Annotated in this window: 2 protein-coding genes; both read right to left on the bottom strand. The window is 64.6% G+C overall.

All coding sequences use genetic code 11. The features are described 5' to 3' along the window. Nucleotides 1–117 precede the first annotated feature (117 nt). Nucleotides 118–876: an SDR family NAD(P)-dependent oxidoreductase gene (locus tag I5W_RS28900; protein WP_034339326.1), complete on the bottom strand. Its 759-nt coding sequence runs from the start codon at nt 874–876 to the stop codon at nt 118–120. Between the two features lie 205 nt (nt 877–1,081). Beyond that, the coding region (locus I5W_RS28895) for a sodium/proton-translocating pyrophosphatase (protein WP_044531842.1) at nt 1,082–1,263 on the bottom strand (182 nt) is incomplete at its 5' end.

Here is a 1,263-nt window from a genome sequence, read left to right as displayed (position 1 = left end):
CGCCCGTGCGCCGCCGCCGGTCAGGATCAAGCCTGTTTTGTGTTCCATGGTCTCCATGAGGGGAGCTTATCAGTAGCCCCCTCACCGTGGACAAGAGAATTGGCAGGCAAATGCCGTCTATTTGGGCTGCATGCGGATGGCACCATCGAGGCGGATGGTCTCGCCGTTCAACATCACGTTCTCGATGATGGTGCGGGCCAGCTGGGCGTATTCGGTAGCACGGCCCAGGCGCGGCGGGAAGGGGACGGCCTGCCCCAGCGAATCGCGCACTTCCTGCGGCATGGCCAGCATCATGGGAGTCTCAAAAATGCCCGGGGCGATGGTCATGACGCGGATGCCGCTGCGCGAGAGATCGCGCGCCATCGGCAGGGTCATGGCGACGATGGCCCCCTTGGAAGCCGAATAGGCCGTCTGCCCGATCTGGCCATCGTAGGCGGCCACCGAGGCGGTGTGGATGATGATGCCGCGCTCGCCCTCTTCCTGCGCCTCGGTCTTGGCCATGGCATCGGCCGCAAAGCGGGCCATGTTGAAGCTGCCGACCAGGTTGATGTTGAGCGTCTTCATGAACAGCGCCATGCTGTGCGGGCCATTCTTGCCGACCAGCTTCTCGGCCGGGGCGATGCCGGCGCAATTGACCAGTCCGCGCAGGCTGCCGGCCGCTTGCGCGGCACGCACCACGGCCTGGGCATCGTCTTCCGAACTGACATCGCAGCGCACGAAGACGCCGCCCAGTTCGCGGGCCAGGTCACTGCCGGCCTCCTCGTTGAGATCGGCCAGCACCGGCTTGCCGCCGGCTGCTGCGATCATGCGGGCAGTGGCCGCACCCAGACCGGATGCTGCGCCGGTGACGATGAATACATTTCCTTCAATACGCATGGAGTCTCCTGTTTTTTCTCTGCGCGCAGCCAGGCGGATGGCCTGGCCGGCGAGCCATTGATGATGGGATACATCAGGGGGCATTATTTGACGAATCGGCCAGCCTGGCAATGCAGGCTTTCCCTTCGCGGTGCGAGGATTATGCGCAGGTCGCCGCACGGCAGACTATCCGTGCGGCGACAATCAGGGCTGCCGTCAGATCGGGTCAGGACACCGTCGGCAGCAAGGGCACCAGCAGCAGCGCCACGATGTTGATGATCTTGATGAGCGGATTGACCGCCGGCCCGGCCGTATCCTTGTAGGGATCGCCCACGGTGTCGCCGGTGACGGCGGCCTTGTGGGCGTCCGAGCCCTTGCCGCCGTGGTGGCCGTCCTCGATGTATTCTG

Origin of the sequence: Herbaspirillum sp. B65 (genome assembly GCF_000333555.1) — a bacterium.
Lineage (GTDB): Bacteria > Pseudomonadota > Gammaproteobacteria > Burkholderiales > Burkholderiaceae_D > Herbaspirillum > Herbaspirillum rubrisubalbicans.
The sequence above is the reverse complement of the archived record's forward strand: the minus strand, read 5'-3'. Positions and strand labels throughout refer to the sequence as shown.